This is a genomic window from Microbacterium sp. (assembly GCF_031988965.1).
GTDB lineage: Bacteria > Actinomycetota > Actinomycetes > Actinomycetales > Microbacteriaceae > Microbacterium.
Genome location: NZ_DALZXX010000222.1, coordinates 1 through 3,190, shown reverse-complemented (window position 1 = coordinate 3,190; position 3,190 = coordinate 1). Strand labels below are relative to the sequence as shown.

Here is a 3,190-nt window from a genome sequence, read left to right as displayed (position 1 = left end):
CCGCCGCCCCCGCGACGGCACTCGCCATCAACATGCACCTCGTCTGGACCGGCGTGGCCAAGGTCTTCTCCGATCGCGGCGTGCCCGGTCTCGAGTTCGTGCAGGACGGCGCCGTCGCCGGCGAGGTGTTCGCCTTCGGCATCAGCGAGGGCGGCAACGACCTCGTGCTGTTCGGAAGCGACACGGATGCCGCGCCTACCGCGGACGGCGGCTACGCCTTCACCGGCACCAAGATCTTCACCTCGCTCGCTCCCGTCTGGACGAAGCTCGGACTGCACGGGCTCGACACGACGAGCCCCGACGCCCCGAAGCTCGTGTTCGCCTTCGTCGAGCGCACCGATGCGGTCGTCACCGGCGACGACTGGGACCCCCTCGGCATGCGCGGAACGCAGAGCAGGACCACGCGCCTGAACGGAGCCACCGCGGATGCCGCGCACGTGGTGCGCCGCATCGATCCCGGTCCGAACCCCGACCCGATCGTCTTCGGCATCTTCTCGGTCTTCGAGATCCTGCTCGCCTCGGTGTACACCGGCATCGCCCGACGCGCGCTCGATCTCGCGGTCGAGACCGCCCAGAAGCGCCGCTCGAAGAAGACGGGCGCCGCCTACAGTCAGGACCCCGACATCCGCTGGCGCATCGCCGACATGGGCCTCGCGTACGACGCGCTTCCCCCGCAGATCGCCGCGCTCGCGCGAGACGTCGACGAGCGGGTCGACAACGGCGCCCGCTGGTTCACACTGCTCTCGGGCGTCAAGCACCGCGCCATCACGATGTCGAAGCACGTCGTCGACCAGGCGATGCTCGTCGCGGGCGGCGGCTCGTACTTCTCGTCGAACGAACTCTCCCGGCTGTACCGCGACGTGCTCGCGGGCGCGTTCCACCCGTCCGACCCCGAGTCGGCGCACGCCACCGCGGCGAGCGCGTGGCTGGGCCCACTCGACGCCTGATCGCAGTATTCTGCGGTTTCCCCGCCACAGAACTGAAAATTCTGCGGAATCGGTTGAAGAGAGGCCGTTCCGGTGCGAGGATCGCATCATGCCGTCCTCGAAGAAGCACCCTCCGTTGGATGACGTCGCGAAGACGATCATCGAGCTGCTCCAGGAGGACGGGCGACGCTCGTACTCCGACATCGGACGAGAGGTCGGCCTGAGCGAGGCCGCCGTCCGGCAGCGCGTCCAGCGTCTCACCGAGTCCGGCGTGATGCAGATCGTCGCGGTCACCGACCCGATGCAGCTGGGCTTCCCCCGGCAGGCCATGATCGGCATCCGCGTCTCCGGTGACACCCGGGTCGTCGCCGAGGCCATCGCCGAGATCCCCGCGATCGACTACGTCGTGATCACGGTCGGATCCTTCGACATCCTCGCGGAGGTCGTGTGCGAGGACGACGAAGACCTGCTCGCCCTGATCAACGACAGCATCCGCCCGATCGACGGGGTTCTGTCGACCGAGACCTTCATCTACGCCAAGCTGCAGAAGCAGCTCTACAACTGGGGGACCAGATGAGCACGCAACGCACGACACCGTCCGAGGCCGAACTCCAGGCGATGGCCAAGGACCACCTGTGGATGCACTTCACACGCCAGTCCACGATGGAGAAGAGCGGCGTGCCGATCATCGTCAAGGGTGACGGGCACCGCATCTGGGACTCGAAGGGCAAGGAGTACTTCGACGGGCTCGCGGGCCTGTTCGTCGTCAACGCCGGGCACGGACGACGTCGCCTCGCCGAGGCCGCGGCGACACAGGCATCCGAGCTCTCCTTCTTCCCGCTGTGGTCGTACGCGCACCCCGCGGCGATCGAGCTCGCCGACCGGCTCGCCGCCGAGGCGCCGGGCGACCTCAACCGTGTCTTCTTCTCCACGGGCGGCGGCGAGGCCGTCGAGACCGCGTTCAAACTCGCGAAGCACTACTGGAAGCTGCAGGGCAAGCCCACCAAGCACAAGGTCATCTCGCGCTCCGTGGCCTACCACGGCACCCCTCAGGGCGCCCTCGCGATCACCGGCATCCCGGCGATGAAGTCGATGTTCGAGCCGGTCACCCCCGGCGGCTTCCGGGTGCCGAACACCAACTTCTACCGCGCGGCCGAGATGGGCGGCCCGAGCGACGACCTCGAGGCCTTCGGCCGCTGGGCCGCCGACCGCATCGAGGAGATGATCCTGTTCGAGGGCGCAGACACCGTCGCGGCCGTCTTCCTCGAGCCGGTGCAGAACTCGGGCGGATGCTTCCCGCCCCCTCCCGGGTACTTCGCCCGGGTGCGCGAGATCTGCGACCGCCATGACGTGCTGCTCGTCTCGGACGAGGTCATCTGCGCGTTCGGTCGACTCGGCCACACCTTCGCGTGCACCGGTCTCGGCTACGTGCCCGACATGATCACGTGCGCCAAGGGCATGACCAGCGGTTACTCGCCGATCGGCGCCACCGTCATCAGCGACCGGATCTACGAGCCCTTCTCGAAGGGCGACGTGTCGTTCCCGCACGGCTACACGTTCGGCGGACACCCTGTCTCGGCGGCGGTCGCGCTCGAGAACCTCGCGATCTTCGACGAGGAGGGGCTCAATGAGCACGTGCGCGAGAACTCGCCGCTGTTCCGCGCCGAACTCGAGACCCTGCTCGATCTGCCCATCGTCGGCGACGTACGCGGCGACGGCTACTTCTTCGGCATCGAGCTGGTGAAGGACAAGGGCACGAGAGAGACGTTCGACGACGACGAGTCCGAGCGGCTGCTGCGCGGCTTCCTCTCCCCCGCGCTGTTCGAGGCCGGGCTCTACTGCCGCGCTGACGACCGTGGAGATCCCGTGATCCAGCTCGCGCCACCGCTCACGGTCGGTCCCGCCGAGTTCCGCGAGATCGGGCAGATCCTGCGCGGCGTGCTCTCCGAGGCGCAGTCGGTGCTCTGACCCGGGCGCACTGATCCGGGTGCATGACCCGGAAGCTCTGACTCAACCGGATGCCGCGGTGCGCCGCCTCGCGAGAAGCGCGAGGTGCAGAGCCGCGATCGTCTCGCCGTCATCGAGATCGGCGCCCAGCAGATCGCCGATCACCGTGAGGCGCTGATAGAACACCGACCGCGACAGGTGGCTCGCCGCCGCTGCCGCCGAGCGGTTGCCCGGGTGGGCGACGAGGGCCGCGAGCACGTCGAGCAGGTCGCCGCGGCGCTCCCTGTCGTAGCGGATCAGCGGCGCCAGCATCCGCT

At 68.5% G+C, this 3,190-nt stretch carries 4 protein-coding genes; 3 read left to right on the top strand and 1 reads right to left on the bottom strand.

The window, feature by feature from the left end:
- The 3 genes from RTM68_RS17895 to RTM68_RS17885 form a co-directional block, all read left to right on the top strand.
- On the top strand, positions 1-947 hold a 947-nt coding region (locus tag RTM68_RS17895), incomplete at its 5' end, for an acyl-CoA dehydrogenase family protein (RefSeq protein ID WP_312173581.1).
- 88 nt (positions 948-1,035) lie between these two features.
- Entirely contained in the window at positions 1,036-1,503 is a 468-nt protein-coding gene (locus RTM68_RS17890; RefSeq protein ID WP_215171845.1) for an Lrp/AsnC family transcriptional regulator, read from the top strand.
- Entirely contained in the window at positions 1,500-2,894 is a 1,395-nt protein-coding gene (locus RTM68_RS17885; RefSeq protein WP_312173577.1) for an aspartate aminotransferase family protein, read from the top strand. Before RTM68_RS17890 ends, RTM68_RS17885 begins: the two co-directional genes overlap by 4 nt.
- Before the next feature lie 42 nt (positions 2,895-2,936).
- Here RTM68_RS17885 and RTM68_RS17880 read toward each other — a convergent pair.
- A partial coding sequence (locus tag RTM68_RS17880) for a helix-turn-helix domain-containing protein (RefSeq protein WP_312173575.1) occupies positions 2,937-3,190 on the bottom strand: 254 nt, incomplete at its 5' end.

Coding starts and splice junctions, on each gene's coding strand:
- RTM68_RS17890 (WP_215171845.1), top strand. CDS start 1,036: ATGCCGTCCTCGAAGAAGCACCCTCCGTTGGATGACGTCGCGAAGACG.
- RTM68_RS17885 (WP_312173577.1), top strand. CDS start 1,500: ATGAGCACGCAACGCACGACACCGTCCGAGGCCGAACTCCAGGCGATG.